This window comes from Thalassolituus pacificus (assembly GCF_025318105.1).
Classification (GTDB): Bacteria; Pseudomonadota; Gammaproteobacteria; order Pseudomonadales; family Oceanobacteraceae; genus Venatoribacter; species Venatoribacter pacificus.
This window is the reverse complement of record NZ_JAOANI010000028.1, coordinates 15,954-34,756: the sequence shown is the minus strand read 5'-3', so window position 1 is coordinate 34,756 and position 18,803 is coordinate 15,954. Positions and strand designations below refer to the sequence as shown.

At 51.0% G+C, this 18,803-nt stretch carries 17 protein-coding genes; 6 read left to right on the top strand and 11 right to left on the bottom strand.

Annotated features, from left to right (window positions below; translation table 11 throughout):
- Positions 1-30: 30 nt before the first annotated feature.
- The 4 genes from gatC (at position 31) to NYR02_RS14760 (ending at position 4,049) form a co-directional block, all read left to right on the top strand.
- The gene (gene gatC / locus NYR02_RS14775; protein ID WP_260977121.1) at positions 31-318 is read left to right on the top strand and encodes an Asp-tRNA(Asn)/Glu-tRNA(Gln) amidotransferase subunit GatC; all 288 of its coding nucleotides are present in this window, start codon (positions 31-33) and stop codon (positions 316-318) included.
- A gap of 41 nt (positions 319-359) precedes the next feature.
- Complete coding sequence (gatA, locus tag NYR02_RS14770) at positions 360-1,826, top strand: Asp-tRNA(Asn)/Glu-tRNA(Gln) amidotransferase subunit GatA (RefSeq protein WP_260977120.1); 1,467 nt, start codon at positions 360-362, stop codon at positions 1,824-1,826.
- A 10-nt stretch (positions 1,827-1,836) separates the two neighbouring features.
- Positions 1,837-3,297: an Asp-tRNA(Asn)/Glu-tRNA(Gln) amidotransferase subunit GatB gene (gatB, locus tag NYR02_RS14765; RefSeq protein ID WP_260977119.1), complete on the top strand. Its 1,461-nt coding sequence runs from the start codon at positions 1,837-1,839 to the stop codon at positions 3,295-3,297.
- Positions 3,298-3,437: 140 nt separating this feature from the next.
- The gene (locus NYR02_RS14760) at positions 3,438-4,049 is read left to right on the top strand and encodes an SRPBCC family protein (protein ID WP_260977118.1); all 612 of its coding nucleotides are present in this window, start codon (positions 3,438-3,440) and stop codon (positions 4,047-4,049) included.
- A 71-nt stretch (positions 4,050-4,120) separates the two neighbouring features.
- Here NYR02_RS14760 and NYR02_RS14755 read toward each other — a convergent pair whose 3' ends face one another.
- The 11 genes from NYR02_RS14755 to NYR02_RS14705 all read right to left on the bottom strand — a co-directional run bounded on the left by NYR02_RS14755 (position 4,121) and on the right by NYR02_RS14705 (position 13,285).
- Positions 4,121-5,185 carry a BMP family ABC transporter substrate-binding protein gene (locus NYR02_RS14755; RefSeq protein ID WP_260977117.1) on the bottom strand — a complete coding sequence of 355 codons (1,065 nt, stop codon included), beginning with the start codon at positions 5,183-5,185 and terminating at the stop codon, positions 4,121-4,123.
- A 260-nt stretch (positions 5,186-5,445) separates the two neighbouring features.
- Positions 5,446-5,865, bottom strand: coding sequence for a ClpXP protease specificity-enhancing factor (locus NYR02_RS14750; RefSeq protein WP_420864306.1), 420 nt, complete (start codon positions 5,863-5,865; stop codon positions 5,446-5,448).
- Positions 5,865-6,491, bottom strand: coding sequence for a stringent starvation protein SspA (sspA, locus tag NYR02_RS14745; RefSeq protein ID WP_145471056.1), 627 nt, complete (start codon positions 6,489-6,491; stop codon positions 5,865-5,867). The genes NYR02_RS14750 and sspA overlap by 1 nt, the downstream gene beginning before the upstream one ends.
- A gap of 89 nt (positions 6,492-6,580) precedes the next feature.
- Entirely contained in the window at positions 6,581-7,336 is a 756-nt protein-coding gene (locus NYR02_RS14740; RefSeq protein ID WP_260977116.1) for a cytochrome c1, read from the bottom strand.
- A gap of 2 nt (positions 7,337-7,338) precedes the next feature.
- Positions 7,339-8,571 carry a cytochrome b gene (locus NYR02_RS14735; protein WP_260977115.1) on the bottom strand — a complete coding sequence of 411 codons (1,233 nt, stop codon included), beginning with the start codon at positions 8,569-8,571 and terminating at the stop codon, positions 7,339-7,341.
- Complete coding sequence (gene petA / locus NYR02_RS14730) at positions 8,571-9,167, bottom strand: ubiquinol-cytochrome c reductase iron-sulfur subunit (RefSeq protein WP_260977114.1); 597 nt, start codon at positions 9,165-9,167, stop codon at positions 8,571-8,573. The genes NYR02_RS14735 and petA overlap by 1 nt, the downstream gene beginning before the upstream one ends.
- A gap of 223 nt (positions 9,168-9,390) precedes the next feature.
- Positions 9,391-9,783 (bottom strand): 30S ribosomal protein S9, encoded by a 393-nt coding sequence (gene rpsI, locus NYR02_RS14725; protein ID WP_260977691.1) that lies wholly within the window; start codon positions 9,781-9,783, stop codon positions 9,391-9,393.
- 4 nt (positions 9,784-9,787) lie between these two features.
- Positions 9,788-10,219, bottom strand: a complete 432-nt coding sequence (rplM, locus tag NYR02_RS14720; RefSeq protein ID WP_145471059.1) for a 50S ribosomal protein L13 — start codon at positions 10,217-10,219, stop codon at positions 9,788-9,790.
- Between the two features lie 223 nt (positions 10,220-10,442).
- Positions 10,443-10,754, bottom strand: coding sequence for a hypothetical protein (locus NYR02_RS14715; protein ID WP_260977113.1), 312 nt, complete (start codon positions 10,752-10,754; stop codon positions 10,443-10,445).
- Positions 10,755-10,833: 79 nt separating this feature from the next.
- Positions 10,834-12,540, bottom strand: a complete 1,707-nt coding sequence (locus NYR02_RS14710) for an ATP-binding response regulator (protein ID WP_260977112.1) — start codon at positions 12,538-12,540, stop codon at positions 10,834-10,836.
- A 118-nt stretch (positions 12,541-12,658) separates the two neighbouring features.
- Complete coding sequence (locus tag NYR02_RS14705) at positions 12,659-13,285, bottom strand: response regulator transcription factor (protein ID WP_260977111.1); 627 nt, start codon at positions 13,283-13,285, stop codon at positions 12,659-12,661.
- A 545-nt stretch (positions 13,286-13,830) separates the two neighbouring features.
- Between NYR02_RS14705 and NYR02_RS14700 the strand changes: the two genes are divergently transcribed.
- Entirely contained in the window at positions 13,831-15,240 is a 1,410-nt protein-coding gene (locus NYR02_RS14700) for a hypothetical protein (protein WP_260977110.1), read from the top strand.
- Between the two features lie 293 nt (positions 15,241-15,533).
- Positions 15,534-18,728 carry a GLUG motif-containing protein gene (locus NYR02_RS14695; RefSeq protein ID WP_260977109.1) on the top strand — a complete coding sequence of 1,065 codons (3,195 nt, stop codon included), beginning with the start codon at positions 15,534-15,536 and terminating at the stop codon, positions 18,726-18,728.
- The last annotated feature ends 75 nt before the right edge of the window (positions 18,729-18,803 follow it).

The window sequence follows — 18,803 nt, the reverse complement described above, 5'->3', positions numbered from 1 at the left end:
TCCAACAGGCATCAACACTGGAGTAAGCACATGGCTCTGGACCAACAACAGGTTCGTGACATTGCCGATCTGTCCCGTCTGCAAATCGACGAGGCACAAATCGCGGAATACCAGAAAAATCTGAGCAATATTCTCGACCTTGTCGACCAATTATCAGCTGTCGACACCTCCGCGGTCGAGCCGATGGCGCATCCGCTGGACGCGGTACAGCGTCTGCGGGCCGACGTCGTGACCGAAGAGAATAACCGCGATCATTTCCAGCAGATCGCTCCTCAGACCGAAAACGGCTACTACCTCGTACCACGCGTCGTTGAGTAACAGCAAAACCTGAGGTTCAGCCTCGGGTACAAGGATTCCTTATGCATAACAAAACCATCGCAGACATTTCCCGCGATCTGGCGGCCGGTGAATACAGCAGCGTCGAAATTACTGAAAATCTGCTGACCCGAATTAAAAATACCGACGCTCACTACAACAGTTTTATTACCGTCAGCGAAGAGCAGGCTCTGGCCCAGGCCAAAGCCGCCGATGCCCGCCGCGCCGCCGGTAACGCCGACGCCTGGACCGGTGTGCCCATGGCGCACAAAGATATTTTCTGCACCAATGGTGTACTGACCACCTGCGGTTCAAAAATGCTCAGTAATTTTATCGCCCCTTATGACGCCACCATTGTTGAAAATTTCAATAATGCCGGTGCCGTATCACTGGGTAAACTGAACATGGACGAATTCGCGATGGGCTCCTCTAACGAAAGCTCGTTTTACGGTGCCGTTAAAAACCCGTGGGATGGCGAGCGCGTTCCCGGCGGCTCATCCGGTGGTTCAGCGGCTGCGGTTGCCGCGCAGCTGGTGCCGGGCGCGACTGCCTCCGATACCGGTGGTTCGATTCGCCAGCCTGCTGCGTTCTGCGGCCTGACCGGTCTGAAGCCAACCTATGGCCGCGTATCACGCTGGGGCATGATCGCTTACGCTTCCAGCCTCGACCAGGCCGGTACCATTACCCGTACCGCTGAAGATTCCGCCATGATGCTCAACGTTATGGCCGGTTTTGATGCCAAAGATTCCACCTGCGTTGATCGTGAAGTACCGGATTACACCGCCACGCTGAATAACAGCATCGCTGGTTTAACCATCGGCCTGCCAAAAGAATATTTCCGCAGCGATTTAAGTGCCGACATGCAACAGCAAGTGCGCAACGCCATCGCCGAATATGAAAAAATGGGTGCCAAAGTGAAAGAGATTTCACTGCCAAATACCCATCTGGCCATTCCGGCGTATTACATCATCGCCCCGGCCGAGTGTTCCGCTAACCTGTCACGTATGGACGGTGTACGTTTTGGTTACCGCTGCGAAAATCCGCAGGATATTAATGACCTGTACAAACGCTCGCGCGGTGAAGGTTTCGGCATTGAAGTAAAACGCCGCATTATGGTCGGTGCTTATGCCCTGTCTGCTGGTTTCTACGATGCTTACTACAAAAAAGCGCAGCAGGTTCGCCGCCTGATCAGAAACGACTTTGTAAATGCTTTTAACGAAGTCGATATCATTATGGGACCAACCACTCCGACACCGGCATTCAAACGCGGCGAAAAAACCGCCGATCCGGTGGATATGTACCTGGAAGATATTTTCACCATTGCCCTGAACCTCGCAGGCCTGCCCGGCATGTCGATTTCCTGTGGTCAGGTAAATAACTTACCCGTCGGCTTACAGCTGATTGGTAATTACTTTGACGAAGGCCGTCTGCTGAATGCTGCGCATCAATTCCAGCAACACACCGACTGGCATCTGAAAACACCTGACCTTAAAAACCAGGCAGACATCTGAGGAGCGAATCATGGAATGGGAAGTTGTTATCGGCCTTGAGATTCACGCTCAGCTGGCCACCAAATCAAAAATATTCTCCGGCTCCTCAACCGCTTATGGTGCGGAAGCCAATACCCAGGCCAATGCCATTGATCTGGGTTTGCCCGGTGTCTTGCCCGCGTTTAATGAAGAAGCGCTGCGCATGGCGGTAAAGTTTGGTCTGGCGATTGATGCCGAGATCGGCCTGAAATCGGTTTTTGACCGTAAAAACTATTTCTACCCGGATTCTCCCAAAGGTTACCAGACCACCCAGCTGCACCACCCGATTGTGGGGATCGGCCATATTGATATCGAACTGGAAGACGGCAGCAGCAAGCGTATTAATGTTACCCGTGCGCACCTGGAAGAAGACGCCGGTAAATCGGTCCATGAAGGTTTTAACGGTATGTCCGGTATCGACCTGAACCGCGCCGGCACACCGTTAATTGAAATTGTATCCGAACCGGAAATGCGCAACGCCAAAGAAGCTGCGGCCTATTTCCGTAAAATGCACAGCATCGTGACCTATTTAGGAATTTGTGACGGCGATTTATCCCAGGGCTCTATGCGTTGCGACTGTAACGTCTCCCTGCGCCCGAAAGGTCAGGAGGAATTCGGCACCCGCACCGAAATCAAAAACGTAAACTCGTTCCGTAACGTCGAGCGCGCTATCGACTGCGAAATTGCGCGGCAGATGGATATTCTCGAAGACGGCGGCAAAATCATTCAGGAAACCCGCCTGTACGATGCTGACAAAAACGAAACCCGCGCCATGCGTTCAAAAGAAGTGGCTAACGATTACCGTTACTTCCCATGCCCGGATTTATTGCCGGTCATTATCGACGACAACTATGTTGAAGCTGTACGTGCCACCCTGCCGGAATTACCGGATGCCAAGCGCGCACGTTTTGCCCATTCTCACGGCCTGAGCCCGATTGATGCCGCCGTACTGGCTGCCAACCGTGAGCTGGCACACTATTTCGAAACTGCAGCAAAAATCGCCAACGACTATAAGCTCGCGGCCAACTGGGTACAGGGTGATGTGTCCGCCACACTGAACCGTCTGGAAATCAGCATAAGCGAACTGGCCGTCAGCGCCGAACAGCTGGGCCGAATTCTGCAGCTGATTAAAGACAGCACCCTGAACAACGGTGGCGCGAAAGAAGTCTTTAATGCACTGCTCGAAGGTAAAGGTGACGGCAGCGCAGAAAGCGTCGACAAGCTGGTCGACTCTCTGGGCTTGAAACAGGTATCCGACAGCGGCGCAATTGAAGCCATTGTCGCCGAAGTTCTGGCCGCCAACCCGAAACTGGTGGAAGGCTATCTGGCCACTCCGGAAGATAAACGCGCGAAAGCCATCGGGCCTTTTATTGGTCTGGTGCGTAAAGCCGCCAAAGGGGTTAACCCACAGGTGGTTATGGACGTGCTGCAGAAAAAACTGTCAGAGTTGTAAGACCCTCAACGCCCACCGCCGATAACCGCAGTGGGCGTTTTATAACACCATAATAAAAGCACCACGGACGGAATTATTTTCCGGCACTCTTTCTGCCGGACCTCTCACGACTCACCCTCCTTATTTATCCGGAAACGCTTATGAAAAAACTATTAGCCGGACTGGTGGCCGTTGTCACTTTGTCTGTTGTTATCCTTATTGCTCAGGCCCAGCGCCACGTTGTTACTTCACACAGTGTTGTTATTAATGCGCCCATAAAAGAAGTCTGGGATTTTCTTTCTGATAACCGCCACGCGAAGGGTTGGTCAGTAATTTTTGATCATATCCGCCCACTGGAAAGTTCACCGGTTGCCGAAGGCCAGATCGGTGCCCTGCGCCGCTGCTTCCGCAACGACAATGAAGAAGGATTTTTCTGGGATGAACGCACCCTGACCACTGAACCATACAAACGCCGTACCCTGCGCACCTATAATGTCTCCAACACCAGCTGGGAATTATTCGAGCGTTTTCAGTTTACCGCTTATCAGCTGTATGAAGACCTGGGCAATGGCACGACACGCCTGACCTTTGAAGGTGATCTCGACGACCATACAAAATATTCCGTTTTCGAACATTTTGTCTTTTGGGTCAGCCAGTTCGAAGGTGAGCGGGTATTCCGCCTGAATCTGGAAAATATCAAGGCCATGATTGAACAGAAAGACGCGTTCGACCGCCCGCATCCGTGGGAGCCGCATAGCCCGTTTGATGCCTGAGCTGCAAAGTAGATTCCCTGATGCTGAAAAGCATCCGGGAAATCGCTTTAGCACAATTTGTAATGCCGCCCTCAGAAAGACGGCATCTCGCCAACCACGCCATCGACGTACCAGTTCATACGCTGCAGTTCTTCATCGGACAGAGATTCGCCCTCACGTACCAATGGCCGTCCACGGCTGTTCAGAATGGGGCCGGAAAATACAATGAAAGTTTTATTTTCAATCTGCTGTTCGACCTGCAACACCTGCTCGCGCACCGCTGCCGGAATCTGATCACTGATGTTATTCAGCTGAGCAATGTGATCGCTCATTCCCAGCCACAGACGTTTGCCACTCCAGTTACCGTCCTTCAGCGCCTGAATCTGGGTTGCATAATATTTACCCCAGTCGTAACCAACGGATGCAACCTGAGTTTTCGGAGCAAATTCTGACATATCTGAGTGAAAGCTGATGGCGAACACACCGGCGGCTTCTGCTTCTTTAACAACCGCTGGTGAGTCAGTGTGATGGGTCAGCACGTCGGCACCGCCCTTCAGTAGTTCACGGGCCTGTTCTGCGGCTTTTTCCGGGGCGTACCACTGCTTTGTCCATTTAACCTCGACCACGGCCTGCGGATTTACGCGGCGCACACCCAGCGTAAATGCATTAATGCCACGGATAACTTCCGGAATCGCATGAGCGGCGACAAAACCAATTCGATTGCTGCGGGTCATGGCTCCGGCAATCATGCCGGATAAATAGCGCGGTTCATAAGCACGTGCAGCGTAGCTGCCCAGGTTTTCGCTCAGGCGCAGACCAGTGGCGTTATCAAATTTTACCGCCGGGAATTCACGCGCCAATCGGGCTGTAGTCACCATATATCCCTGAGAGGTGGTAAAAACAATATCGTTTTCTGCTGCCAGCTTACGGATGGTTTCTGCCGATGCACGCCCTTCCTGCACAAACTCGACGTATTGCGTTTTCACATCGGTGCCGAAGACTTTTTCCAGATACTGACGTCCCTCGTCATGGGAGTGCGACCAGCCGACTTCTTTCGCAGGCCCGACATATACAAACGCCGCCCGGATTTGTGCCTGGGCGGCGGGGGTTAAAAATAATAAGAATGCACAAAACAGATTCATCGTACTGACACGCATAGCGATCCGACCATTAATACTTGACCATTTGGTCAGGCATTATGCTCAGCAATGAGCGCCCTTCAAGTACGCGATGTTAATTTGTCGATAGCTATCACAATAAATTTTCAAAAGTTGCCAAAAGTGCATTAATTTCGCTGAAATAACGCGATCAGGAGCACCGTAAAATCATGATCACGCAGTATCTGAATGTCGTCAGGCATAAAAAAACCGCCTTGCGGCGGTTTTTACAACCAATATCAGGGTCGATATTGGTCGATTTATTTCACAACCTTCAGCGAAGGTCTTGCACCACTGGGCGGAGTCTCCGCAGTGGGCTTTTTCTTCGGCGGAACCGGATCATCCGGGTCTGGTGCTCCGGCTTCAGAACCAAACACCATACCCTGGCCATTCTCGCGTGCGTAAATCGCCAGAATGGCGATCACTGGAACGAATACCGCCATCGGAACACCACCAAAGCGGGCATTAAACGATAAGCCGCTTTCGTCGATCAGCAGGTTCTGCACCGCACCAGGGCTGATGTTCAGCACAATTTGCCCGTTGTTCACATATTCCTGCGGAACCTGAACGTCGGGTAATAAGGCATCAACCAACACGTAGGGTGTGCACTGATTATCGAGAATCCACTCATTCAGCGCCCGCATTAAATACGGACGGCTGGGGGTCATGGTATTACTCATCAGTCGCGCATTTCCCGCTCAGCTTCAGACAAGCTGGCGATGAACGATTCACGCTCGAACAGACGCTCCATATATTGCAGCATCGGCTTGCAGGATTTCTCCGGCAATTCGATACCCAGTACCGGCAGACGCCACAGGATCGGGCCAACGCAGCAATCAACGATGGAGAACTCTTCGCTCATAAAATAGGGCAGTTCTGCAAAAATCGGGCTGGTTGCAATCAGACTGTCGGTCAGCTGCTTACGGGCAGCTTCAACGTCTTTGCCTTTACCATTCAGGATGGTGTCAATCAGCCCACCCCAGTCTTTTTCGATACGGTTAATCCACAAACGGCTTTGCGCACGGGCAACCGGGTAAACCGGTAACAGCGGCGGGTGCGGGAAGCGCTCGTCGAGGTACTCCATCATCACGTTGGGCTCGTACAGAACCAGATCGCGATCTACCAGTGTCGGCAGCGAGTTGTATGGGTTCAGTGATGCCAGATCTTCTGGCTTGTTGTCAGGATCGACGTCATGAATTTCTACCGCCACCCCTTTTTCAGCCAGTACGATACGTACACGGTGACTGTAATGATCTGACGCATCCGAATAGAACGTCATGGAAGAGCGTTTAGCCACAACCCCCATAATTTCCTTACCTCTTAGCAAACCCAAAAACAAAGATAGCCCGGCCGCAAACGCGGACGGGCTGTGCAGGCAATCAACTGCCGGACGACTTACTTAACGTCGCGCCAGTATTCTTTGTTCAGCATATATACAGGAACAAAGAAGATTGCCAGGAATAACAGTACCCACCAGCCGATGCGCTCACGCTCAACGGCAATTGGCTCCGCCATGTACACCAGGAAGTTAACCAGGTCGTACACAACTTTGTCGTACTCTTCAGCAGACAGGGTGCCTTCTTCGGCCAGATACAGGACACCTTCGTGCTCTTCGGTGATTTCCTGACCCGTCAGGGTATCAAAACCAACAGCAACCTGGGCGGTACCTTTTACCTGACGACCCTGAAGGCCAGCCAATACGTGTGGCATACCAACGTCTTTAAATACGGCGTTGTTGACGCCCCAAGGACGGTTTGGATCCTCGTAGAAGCTGCGCATGTAGGTGTATACCCAATCCGGGCGACGTACACGGGCAACCAGAGTCAGATCCGGAGGTGTAGCACCGAACCAACGCTTGGAGTCTTCTTTGTGCATACCGATGGTCATCAGTTCACCGAATTGCTTATCGGCAAAAATCAGATTCTCTTTCATCTGCTCTTCCGGAATACCCAGGTCGCGGGCAACACGGTTAAAGCGGGCGTGCTCCAGAGAGTGACAGCCCATGCAGTAGTTAGCAAAGGTCTGAGCACCACGCTGCAAAGAGGCAGTGTCTTTCAGGTCTGTCAGGTGCTTATCCAGATGCACATCGGCACCGGCCGCAATAGCAAAAGCTGGAATAAATGCGGCAATTAACGCGAATACTTTTTTCATTATCAGTGGCCCCCGGTTACGCGCTCTGGTACTGGTTTGGTTTTTTCCATGCGGGTGTAGAACGGCATCAGCAGGAAGAAACCAAAGTAAATAACTGAGCAGAAACGAGCCAGGAAAGTATTCAGGTCGTTCGCTGGCTGAGTACCAAGCCAGGTCAGTTCAACGAAGGCTACGGCGAAGACAACAATAAATACTTTGCTGATCCAGCCTTTGTAGCGCCAGCTCTTAACCGGGCTGCGATCCAGCCATGGCAGAACAAACAGAACGGCAATCGCAGCGGCCATGGCAATAACGCCCAGCAGCTTATCCGGTACTGCACGCAGGATGGCGTAGAACGCACCGAAGTACCAAACAGGAGCAATGTGTGCCGGAGTTTTCAGGCCGTTAGCAGGCTCGAAGTTCGCGTATTCCAGCATGAAGCCATTACCTTCAGGGAAGAAGAACAGCACAGTACAGAAAATCATCAGGAAGACGACAATACCCACCAGGTCATGCACGGTGTAGTAAGGGTGGAATGGAATACCATCCAGCGGCTTACCGTTTTCGTCTTTCAGTTTTTTGATATCAACGCCATCCGGGTTATTGGAGCCCACTTCGTGCAGTGCCAGCAAGTGCAGAACTACCAGCATGACGATCACCAGAGGTACCGCAACCACGTGCAGGGCGAAGAAACGGTTCAGGGTGGCACCGGAAATCAGGAAGTCACCACGAATCCATTCAGTCAGTGCATCACCGATACCAAAAGGAATAACCGAGAACAGAGAAATAATTACCTGCGCACCCCAGTAAGACATTTGTCCCCATGGCAGCACGTAACCCATGAAAGCTTCCGCCATCAGAGCCAGATAAATCAACATACCGAAGATCCAGATCAGCTCACGTGGCTTCTGGTATGAACCGTACAGAATCGCACGCATCATGTGCAGATAAACGGCAATAAAGAAGAAGGTAGCACCGGTGGAATGCAGGTAACGGATCAGCCAGCCCCACTCAACATCACGCATGATGTATTCAACAGAGGCGAAAGCGCCTTCTGCACTCGGAATGAAGTTCATGGTCAGCCAGACGCCGGTCAGGATCTGGTTGGCCAGCATCATCATTGACAGAACGCCAAAGAAGTACCAGAAGTTGAAGTTTTTCGGCGCATAGTACTTAGACATATGCTTTTCATAGGTCTGGGTGACCGGCAGACGGTCGTCAATCCAGCCCATCAGAGTGTTTTGCTGCTTACTCATTAAGCGTTCTCCTCGTCGACACCGATCACCAGAATGTTTTCACCCTCAAAGGAATAAGGAGGAACAATCAGATTGGTGGCTGCCGGTGAGCCGTTGAATACACGACCAGACAGGTCGAAGCGGGAACCGTGACATGGGCAGAACCAACCACCCTGCCAGTTTGCATCGAACGTTTCCGGCTGAACTTCAGCGAAGTATTTCGGCGCACAACCCAGGTGAGTACACACACCCAGCAGAACAATAAATTCTGGTTTACGTGAGCGATGGATATTGTCGGCGTAAGCTGGCTGCTGTTCTTTTACGCTGTTATCCGGATCTTTAAGGCGACTGTTAAGTGCCGGTAAATTATCCAGAGTTTCCTGAGTGCGGCGGGCAATATACACCGGCTTACCACGCCATGCGGCGGTGAGCATCGCACCCGGCTCAATTTTGCTGATATCGACTTTTGCCGGAGCACCTGCTGCTTTCGCCTTCTCACTTGGCAACCAAGATTTCACGAAGGGTACTGCGAGAAAGCCAGCGCCGACAGCACCGACGCCGGCTGTAGCGCCTACGAGCAGAGTACGCCGACTTTTATTCACGCCGTCTTGACTCATTACCATCTTCTCCCATCAAAAAAATTCTTTTGTGCTACAAGGTCAGGAGCCTGTTGTACTTTTTTTGCACAGACCCAGCGTAGCATACAGAGCGGCGCACATAGTAAAGAAATTGGGAGGTGGAAACAACCTGAAAAACCCACAGAACATGGGGTTTTGGACATAAAAAAAGCGTCCATTGACATAAGCCAATGAACGCTTCTTTTTGTATCCTTCGAGCGAATTAACGCTTGGAGAATTGTGGTTTCTTACGTGCTTTACGCAGACCCACTTTCTTACGCTCAACTTCACGAGCATCACGGGTAACATAACCCGCTGCACGCAGAGAAGGACGCAGAGTTTCGTCGTATTGCATCAGCGCACGGGTAATACCGTGACGGATAGCACCGGCCTGGCCGTTACCACCACCGCCGTTGACGTTAACAATAACGTCAAACTTGGTCAGGCTTTCAGTCAGTTCGAGTGGCTGACGAACAACCATGCGAGCGGTTTCACGACCGAAGTAAACATCCAGAGGACGTTTGTTAACGACAATGCTGCCTGTACCAGGACGCAGGAACACACGAGCTGTGGAAGTCTTACGACGACCGGTACCATAGTATTGAGTGACTGCCATCATATTATCCCAGTTTCAGTTCTTGCGGCTGCTGAGCGGTATGCGGATGCTCGCTACCAGCATAAACTTTCATTTTTTTGTACATGGCACGACCTAAAGGATTCTTTGGAAGCATACCTTTAACGGCCAGTTCGATTACCATTTCAGGCTTATGGTCGATCAGTTTCTCGAAAGAAATAGACTTCAGACCACCTGGGTAACCAGTGTGATGATGGTACATCTTGTCACTGGTTTTATTACCGGTAACTTTTACTTTGTCTGCATTGATAACAACGATGTAATCGCCGGTATCAACGTGTGGAGTGTATTCTGGCTTGTGCTTGCCTCTCAGACGGCGAGCAACCTCAGTGGCCAGGCGACCCAGCGTCTGTTCAGCTGCATCAACTACAAACCACTCACGTTTTACGGTTTCGGGTTTCGCGCTGTATGTTTTCATCAATTTCTCGCCTTTAAGGGCATGTTGATTCGAAAAGAGGGCGGCATTCTATAGGAAGGAAGATCCTTCCGCAAGTCATAATCCTGTATGAATTATGATCCGGCCGGTAACTCAGGCAAAGCCCGGACCGGTACAGAGATGGCGCCCGCCGGCACAGTAAAAGAAACCGCCGCTTGCAGGGCTGCAAGCGGCGGTTCAGGTATCTGTGCTGGCTGTGCTTTGATCAGTAATGTTCCGGCTCGCGGAACTTCACCAGACCGTAAATCAGGGTCAGCATGGTGACCATGATATCGAGCAGGATGGCCAGGGCCATCATAGTCGAGGTGTCTTCCTGCTGGTCGTAACCCAGCGTTTGCCCAACATAGAAGCAGGTAACGCTGACGACAAAACCAATCAGGATGCAGGCTACCAGAAAATAGCCCTTGCCGTCATCCATCGTGAGCGTTTCATCCAGAACCTTTACCTGCAACAGGAAGTAAGCGCCGTAACAAAGCAGACATGCCAGCGCCATACCGACCAGAAAATAAGCAACCATAATCATTAACCTGCAGAACAATAACTGGTTAAAGACTAGTTCAGATACGGCAGGCCGCAAGACAACGCTGACCGTACTGTCAGCGAGCCTTATTGCCACTCAGTGCGCTTTTCTGCTCTTCATCGCGCCGCAGTATGCGCGACACCAACATTCTCAGCTGCGCAGGCTTGATGGGCTTGTGCAGATAATCCAGCTGCAGGCGGCGGAATTCATTGACGACGTCATCACTGGTATCTCCAGTAACAATCAAAGCCGGCACATCCGCAATAACCGAGCGGATCACAGACACAAAGTCACAGCCATTGTATTTTCCTGGCATGCGATAATCGGCAATCAGTAATTGTGGGCAGAATCCATCATGGACAGCCTGAAGGGCAGATTCTGTGGTCAGAAAACCTGTACATTCCGCGCCCCATGACGATAAAAGAGAATCCGTTGCTTCAAGGATCAATGCCTCATTATCAACAATCATAACCCGCAGGCCATCAAGGCTTCCTGAAATACTGCCGCTCTCAGCAGTATTCAACATGGGAGGCGCGCGTTCCTCCTCTTTGCCGGGAGGCAATGTAATAATGAACTCCGTTCCTTTGCCCAGTTCAGAGCGCACCTCAATATCATGACCCAGGAGGCCCAGAATCCGGCGTACTATCGCCAACCCCAGCCCCAGCCCCAGACGGCGGTCCCGCTCCTGATTCTCAACCTGAAAAAATTCCTGAAAAATAGCCTCCAGGTTTTCAGCGGATATGCCGATGCCGGTATCCCGGATATGCATGCGTACGGCACCACCATCGACACTCTCAAAACGGACATCCACTTTACCATGTTCGGTATAACGGAATGCATTGACCAGCAGATTGGTGATAACCCTTTCCAACAAAATGGGATCCGATTTAACGATATGCCGCCCATAGTCAACATTAAAGTCCAATCCCTGCTGTCCGGCCTTCAGCTGAAACTGACACTCCAGTTTGTGAAATATATCCTCCAGCATAAAGCTGATACGACTTACCTGCACATTGCCGGAGTCGAGATGCGATACGTCAAATAATGCATCAAGAAGCTCATTAAGCGCCCCCACTCCCTGACGAATATTACGCAAATCGGTTTGCATCTCAGGCTCCCGCACTTTTGCAGCAAGAATCTCGGTATACAGGTTGACCGCCTGTAACGGCTGGCGCAGATCATGGCTGGCAGATGCAAGAAAGCGCGACTTCTCCTCACTGGCCCGGTTTGCCCGATCCGTCTGCTGCTGTAAATCGGCAATCAGATCAAGGTTGGCGTATTTAAGACGAATAGAGTTGTCGATAACTCTGTGCACCGTCCGGCTGAAACCAAAGGTGGCAAACAAATACACCGCGGCACCAAATCCCATCCAGCGATACATATACTGATCCTGAGTAACCATACTCAGGATCATCGGCAGCATAAGCGGTGCTGAAAACAGGATATAAGATACTGGCCGGGATGAAAGCGATACCATGCTACCAGCGATCATGCTGATAAAGGTCAGTATCAGATAGGCAAGGTTATTAATATTCTCTGCATCAAACAGTACTGCACCACCAGCTCCCCATACGCAGCCGGTAAGAAAAATCAGAAAAGTCTGATCTCTGCCGTAGCGGAATATTTCTTTGTGCGTACTGATCGTATTACCCGGGTAATGATAATGCACCATCCGGATTGCGAGCATAATGTAAAGTGCAATACTCCAGAGAATTACCCGCGTCGCATAATCACCTCCCCAGAAGACAATTAATAAAGGCACACTGCCCAACAAATTACCCATGAGGATCATTGGTGTATTACGGCGAACTACCCTGATTTTTTCAGCAAGGATCTCGTTTTCATATTCGGATGACGTGGCAGTATTTTGGTCAAACCATAATCGCTGCATAAATACTTGCCTAATCAAGGCCCAGCTGGTGTGCTTTTTTACTGGACTCAGAGCGGCTCTGTGCTCCCAGAGCATGAAAGATAGCGCTAAGATGGGACTTTACTGTAGCCACACTCAGACACAACTGTTCGGCAATCGCCTGATTGGACAACCCTTTCTTAACCAACCTGAGAACCTCGAGCTGGCGTGGCGTCATATTGTGCTGGGCAGCCCAAAGAGCACCATCAGACAGAAAGTCTTCTTCATTAATATCGGTTTTATTGGAGTAGACCACCTTGCCATTCATCACATCAGCAATGGTCTGAACAATGCGATCGCCCGACGATGACTTCGGGATAAAGCTCATTGCCCCAAGCTCAATGGCTTTACGCATGTCCTCCGGATCGCGGGATGCAGAAACAATAATAATCGGCGTCAGGTTGACACACTTATTCATTTCAGCGAGCAACATAAATCCGTCCATAATAGGCAGGCGCAAATCCACCAGCGCAATATCGAACTTAACCGACCTCATACGCTCCAGAGCAGCCCGGCCATTATTGACCGTTTCGATCTCGGCATTCAGATCAGACGCGGACAATATGCCCTTTAGCCCATCCACAAACATCTGATGATCATCAACCAGAAGTATCTTCATATCAGCTCTCCATGCCCAATCCTACAGGCCGCACATAAGCCTATTATGATATTCCATATTAATCCACCTGTAACCAGCCAAAAGGATGGTGCCGGATATGCCAAAGAAGTAAGTATTCGAGACAAATCCCTTATAAATCAGTCTGCTATACCTGTCGGCCAGTGATATCTGAAAATCCACCTGCGACAGCGCTGTCCAGACACTGACAATTTCAACACGAAGAATACGCATACCATCAAATCAGCGATACACTGAGAACGAATATAAATACCGGTGCAAATACGCTGACAAAGCGGTGGTCGCACGTACATCTTTTGAGTTTAAATATACACCCTCCGAAAGAATGTAACCCGTCATAATTTGCTGTATCTCACCGAAAAATTCCAATTAAATTCCCGACAACATATTTCATCCTTATGAAGGATAAAATCCCGCAGCAACAGGTAATAACATCCGTCTCACCATACACACCCTGCCTGAATTTCAGAATAATCAGGCAGCCAATAACAATCACATAACGACGATGACGGATAATCGGTGACTCTATGAAATTTAAAAAAACACTTCTGGCCGCCGCCATTATTGGCCTTAGCGCTCAGGTATTAGCTGCGGAACCACGCGAAGATTACGATCTGGATGACAACGGGCTGATTGAAATCAACAGCCTGCAGGATCTGGACGCGATGCGTAATTATCGCGACGCAGAATCTGAATTTAACCTCAGCACTGCAACAGGCTGCCCGGAAAGCGGCTGCACCGGTTTTGAACTGACCACTGACCTTAATTTTGATACCAACGGCGATGGCGTTATCAACGCCAGTGACGAATTCTGGAATGACGGTTTAGGCTGGGAGCCTGTTGGCAGCAGCCCTAGTCCGACCTTTGGCGCCATCTTTGACGGTAAAAATCATGTTATCCGTAACCTGTATATCAACCGTCCTGAAAGCGATAACGTCGGTTTATTCGCCCGTGTGTACTGGGGTAGTATTTATAATCTGGCTATCGCGGGATCACTGACTTCGGTCACCGGCCAGAACAATGTCGGTATCCTGAGTGGCATCATCACCAAAGGTGATGTGAGCAGTGTCAGCAGCTCTGGTCAGGTACAGGGCGTGAACGCCGTTGGTGGCTTAATTGGTAGCTATCAGACTGAAGCAAATAGCAGACGCACTCTCTCGTCTTGTTACTCCACAGCAAACGTTAATGCCAGCGAAGCAGGAGCCGGAGGCATTGCAGGCTATGTAAACGCTAATAATGTCACAGAGTGTTTTGCCCTGGGCGACGTTACGGCCAACACCAAAGCCGGTGGTTTAATTGGTGAAGTCATAAGCATAAGCATCGCTAACGCTTATGCCAGCGGCAATGTCAGTGCCACCGATATCGCTGGCGGCCTGGTCGGATATCACAATTCTTATTCTTTGAATATTTATTATGCTTATGCCATGGGCAATGTCAGCGTCTCCGACGAGGCAGGTATTGCCGGCGGACTGATTGGCCAAGCCAATAACAGCTCGGTTAACCACAGTCACTGGACCACAGAAACAGGCCAGCAATATCTCCATGGCGGCGGCACCCTGAGCAATGACGTCGGTAACAGCAGTTACTCCCAAAGCGTACTTAGCTGCCCGACTGCCGCCGATGATACCGACTGCACAACAGATGCCACTCTGTACCAGGACTGGACAAACAGCTACATAATGGCTGACGAAACTGTGGTGAATTACTGGGATTTCGGTACCGCGAATCAAATGCCGGTGTTAACCGCACAGGGCTATGTATTACGTGACCGTGATGGCGATGGCATTTGGGACTTTAATGATGCCTATCCGGATGATCCGACAAACACAGAGCCAAAATCTCCAACCAGTGGTGGCAGCAGCTCCGGCGGTGGTGCACTGATCTGGTTGCTGGGCCTGGCAGCGATGGTGTCCTTACGTCGCAAGTCAAAAGCCTGATAAATAGTTGCTGAAATAAAAACCCCGCATCGCGGGGTTTTTTATGATTTTTCAAATAACCGAATAAAATCGATAATAACCCGCCCCACTTTCACAACAATCCATACCATCCGAAAATAAATACAGAAAATCAGCATCGTCGATTTTTATTATTTTTTTAATTTTCAAAAACCCCATTTTAAAAATGCCTTTCCATCCTTTTGCAGGATTAAGCTAAGTGCACTTATCGATAAAATATCAATCGATACCCTACTCTTTTTCCCAATAGGCGTTTACCGCCACCAGGAGAAACCATGACGTCCCTAAAATATTTCCTGCCGGTGCTGCTATTGACCGGCAGTGCTCAGATATTGGCTGATAATAGCCGCACCGACTATGACATTAATGATAATGGTCTGATCGAAATTAACGACCTAGATGACCTTAATGCCATCCGTCACTCACTGAACGGAAGCACTCTGTATGGCTTCAACAGCGGTTGCCCGGAAACGGGTTGCGTTGGATTCGAGCTGACCACCGACTTAGATTTTGACCAGAACGGAAATGGTGTAATTGATAAAACCGACCCGTATTGGAATGATGGTGCCGGGTGGCAACATATCGGGACACGCAATGCGCCTTTTAGTGCGGTGTTTAACGGCAACAATCACACGATTCATAATTTATTTATTAATCGCCCCGGAGAAAGCTATGCTTCGCTGCTGGGTCGCGTCGAAAACACAACCATCAGTAATATACATTTGCGCGGGCGGCTCAGTTTCGTTACCGGCTATAAGTCTGTCGCGCCACTGGCAGGCATGGTTAAAAACTCACAGATTATTAACGCCAGCGCTGACGCAGATGTTTTCGCTTATGGCACGACCAGTGGCGGATTAATCGGATCGGCAGAGAATAACTCGATCGTCAGACACAGTTACGCCACAGGGGATGTCACCACAGATTCCTGGCGTGCGGGCGGATTGGTAGGCCTTGTTGAAAACAACTCAGTCATTGAAGGCTGTTTTGCCACTGGCAATATCAATGGTACCAGCAGAGTGTCAGCCGGTGTAATGTCTGGCGGCCTGGTCGGCACTCTGCGGGAAAGCTCAACCATCAGCAATGGCTTTGCCACGGGTAACGTTACAGGCGACTCATCAGCCAGCAGTCTGGTCGGATCAATGGTTCACAGTGAGGTTATAAACGCTTTTGCCATCGGACGCGTCACATACACATCAACACAAACACCCGCAGGTCTGATTGGCACGACTTACAGTGACGGCAATGAATTTATCAGCTACAGCCACTGGGCAACCGATACCACCGGTCGCAGCAATATGGCAAACGGCAATAAGATTACATCGGTTGGAAATGTCGGCGTCACACTGGCCGAACTTCAATGCCCAACAGCTGGTACAGACACCGCCTGTAGCCCCTCAGTGCTGTATTCCAACTGGGAAACGCAAGCCTACGACAACGGCGGCTCGACACCGGTTTCATATTGGGATTTCGGTGACAGCAATCAACTGCCGGGCCTGCTGATTAATGGCGTCGCTTACCGCGACAGTGACCGTGATAGCGTGCCTGATTCTGAAGACGACTTTCCTGCGAATGGCAGTGAAAGTACCGATACGGATGGTGATGGTATCGGTGACAACAGCGATCCGGACATTGACGGTGATGGTGTCGGTAACAGCGAAGATATCTTCCCTTACGACAACACTGAATCAAGCGATCGCGATGGTGACGGTGTTGGTGACAACCGCGATGCTTTCCCGGATGACAGTAACGAATGGCTCGACAGTGACGGCGATGGCACAGGCAACAATGCCGATACTGATAACGACAACGACGGGGTGGCCGACGACGATGACGTCTTCCCTTACGACCCGACCGAGTGGGCCGACTACGACAGCGACGGCATGGGTAATAATGCCGATCCTGACGATGACAACGACGGTGTGGCCGACGAAGACGATGCGTTCCCTTTCGATCCAAGTGCTTCGCGCGCTGATCAAGTAGTTGATGCTAACGGCAATGGCCTGATTGACATTAATACGCTGGCTGACCTGAACAATATCCGCAACAATCTGGACGGCACCAGCATGGATGGTATTACCGCCGGCTGTCCCAACACCCTATGTAATGGTTTTGAATTAACCGCTGACCTCGACTTTGATACCAATGGCGACGGCCAGCTGGATGCCAATGATGAATACTGGAATGACGGCGAAGGCTGGACTCCGATCGGCACCTCTTCCGCCCCCTTTACTAGCCAGTTTAATGGCAATGGCCACCGCATCAGTAACCTCTATATCAACCGTCCATCCGCGAATGAACAAGGTCTGTTTGGCCACATCAACAATGCCGATGTACGCTTACTCAGCCTCAACGGTGCGCTAATGTCGGTCACCGGCGGCACCTATGTGGGCGCCATTGCCGGCACTTCCTGGAACAGTAATATCAGTGGTATCTGGATCAGAGGCGATGTCAGCGGGTCGGCTTATGTGGGTGGTCTGGTCGGCTTAATGGCCAATAACAGCGGCAGCCCACGGCAGGTTTTATTCAGTTACAACATGGGGAATGTAACGGCAACCGCAGCAGACAACAGTGCCAGAGCGGGCGGTCTGATTGGCCACGCTGACGGAATCGATATCGCCAACAGCGCGCTTTACGGTAACGTCAGCGGCTATGAAGCCGGCGGACTGGTGGGGCTGATTGCCAACGATGCCACGTTGATGAACAACTATGTACGCGGTAATGTTCATGGGGAAAACAGCGCCGGCGGCCTGGTTGGCTTCGGTTTCCGCAGCACCATCGCGATTGAAAATGCGTATGTATCCGGGGCGATCAGCAGCGCAACCGATATTGCCGGAGCCATGGTTGGCCGCTCTGACATTATGCGTATCAACAACAGTTACTGGACAACAGAAAGTGGTCCGCAACAGCCCTGGGCCAGCAACAACCTGCTTGATGACAACAGCGCTGAATACGGCGCGGTAAGCGATGCCGCTCTGCGTTGCGCAGTGAATGCAGACAATACCAGCTGCGCGGACATCACACTGTTTAGTGGCTGGTCTGACAGCACCTATACCGCACCTGACGGACAGCCGATGAGCTTCTGGAACTTCGGCACCTCAGAGCAGTTACCTGTACTGACCGCACTGGGCCGGGTACTGCGTGACACGGATGCTGATGGTTACATCGACGATGAAGATGCTTTCCCGGATGACCCGGCCGAGTGGTCTGATGTTGATGGTGATGGTATCGGTGATAACAGCGACCCGGTCGATAACCGGACTGACCCGGACGACGGTGATGGCGGTGACGGCGGTGACGGCGGTGACGGCGGTGACGGCGGTGACGGATCTGACGGCACGGACAGCGGCAACGCTTCATCCGGTGGATCATCCTCTGGTGGCGGCTCATTGCTGTGGCTGCTGGGTATGACCCCGCTGCTGCTGCTGCGCCGGAAAATGAACCGCACCTCCAGCCATACCCGCATCTCATAAGATGCTAAGATGATAAAAAAGACCTGAATACTGGCTCCGGCCGATATTCAGGTCATATTCTGATTGAGCAGAACT

Excerpts from the sequence above, each read along its gene's own strand:
- NYR02_RS14705 (WP_260977111.1), bottom strand. The coding sequence starts at position 13,285 with ATGAAGATACTTCTGGTTGATGATCATCAGATGTTTGTGGATGGGCTA.
- NYR02_RS14700 (WP_260977110.1), top strand. The coding sequence starts at position 13,831 with ATGAAATTTAAAAAAACACTTCTGGCCGCCGCCATTATTGGCCTTAGC.
- NYR02_RS14710 (WP_260977112.1), bottom strand. The coding sequence starts at position 12,540 with ATGGGTAATTTGTTGGGCAGTGTGCCTTTATTAATTGTCTTCTGGGGA.
- NYR02_RS14715 (WP_260977113.1), bottom strand. The coding sequence starts at position 10,754 with ATGGTTGCTTATTTTCTGGTCGGTATGGCGCTGGCATGTCTGCTTTGT.
- NYR02_RS14740 (WP_260977116.1), bottom strand. The coding sequence starts at position 7,336 with ATGAAAAAAGTATTCGCGTTAATTGCCGCATTTATTCCAGCTTTTGCT.
- gatB (WP_260977119.1), top strand. The coding sequence starts at position 1,837 with ATGGAATGGGAAGTTGTTATCGGCCTTGAGATTCACGCTCAGCTGGCC.
- NYR02_RS14735 (WP_260977115.1), bottom strand. The coding sequence starts at position 8,571 with ATGAGTAAGCAGCAAAACACTCTGATGGGCTGGATTGACGACCGTCTG.
- sspA (WP_145471056.1), bottom strand. The coding sequence starts at position 6,491 with ATGGGGGTTGTGGCTAAACGCTCTTCCATGACGTTCTATTCGGATGCG.
- gatA (WP_260977120.1), top strand. The coding sequence starts at position 360 with ATGCATAACAAAACCATCGCAGACATTTCCCGCGATCTGGCGGCCGGT.
- NYR02_RS14750 (WP_420864306.1), bottom strand. The coding sequence starts at position 5,865 with ATGAGTAATACCATGACCCCCAGCCGTCCGTATTTAATGCGGGCGCTG.
- NYR02_RS14755 (WP_260977117.1), bottom strand. The coding sequence starts at position 5,185 with ATGCGTGTCAGTACGATGAATCTGTTTTGTGCATTCTTATTATTTTTA.
- gatC (WP_260977121.1), top strand. The coding sequence starts at position 31 with ATGGCTCTGGACCAACAACAGGTTCGTGACATTGCCGATCTGTCCCGT.
- rplM (WP_145471059.1), bottom strand. The coding sequence starts at position 10,219 with ATGAAAACATACAGCGCGAAACCCGAAACCGTAAAACGTGAGTGGTTT.
- petA (WP_260977114.1), bottom strand. The coding sequence starts at position 9,167 with ATGAGTCAAGACGGCGTGAATAAAAGTCGGCGTACTCTGCTCGTAGGC.
- NYR02_RS14760 (WP_260977118.1), top strand. The coding sequence starts at position 3,438 with ATGAAAAAACTATTAGCCGGACTGGTGGCCGTTGTCACTTTGTCTGTT.
- rpsI (WP_260977691.1), bottom strand. The coding sequence starts at position 9,783 with ATGGCAGTCACTCAATACTATGGTACCGGTCGTCGTAAGACTTCCACA.
- NYR02_RS14695 (WP_260977109.1), top strand. The coding sequence starts at position 15,534 with ATGACGTCCCTAAAATATTTCCTGCCGGTGCTGCTATTGACCGGCAGT.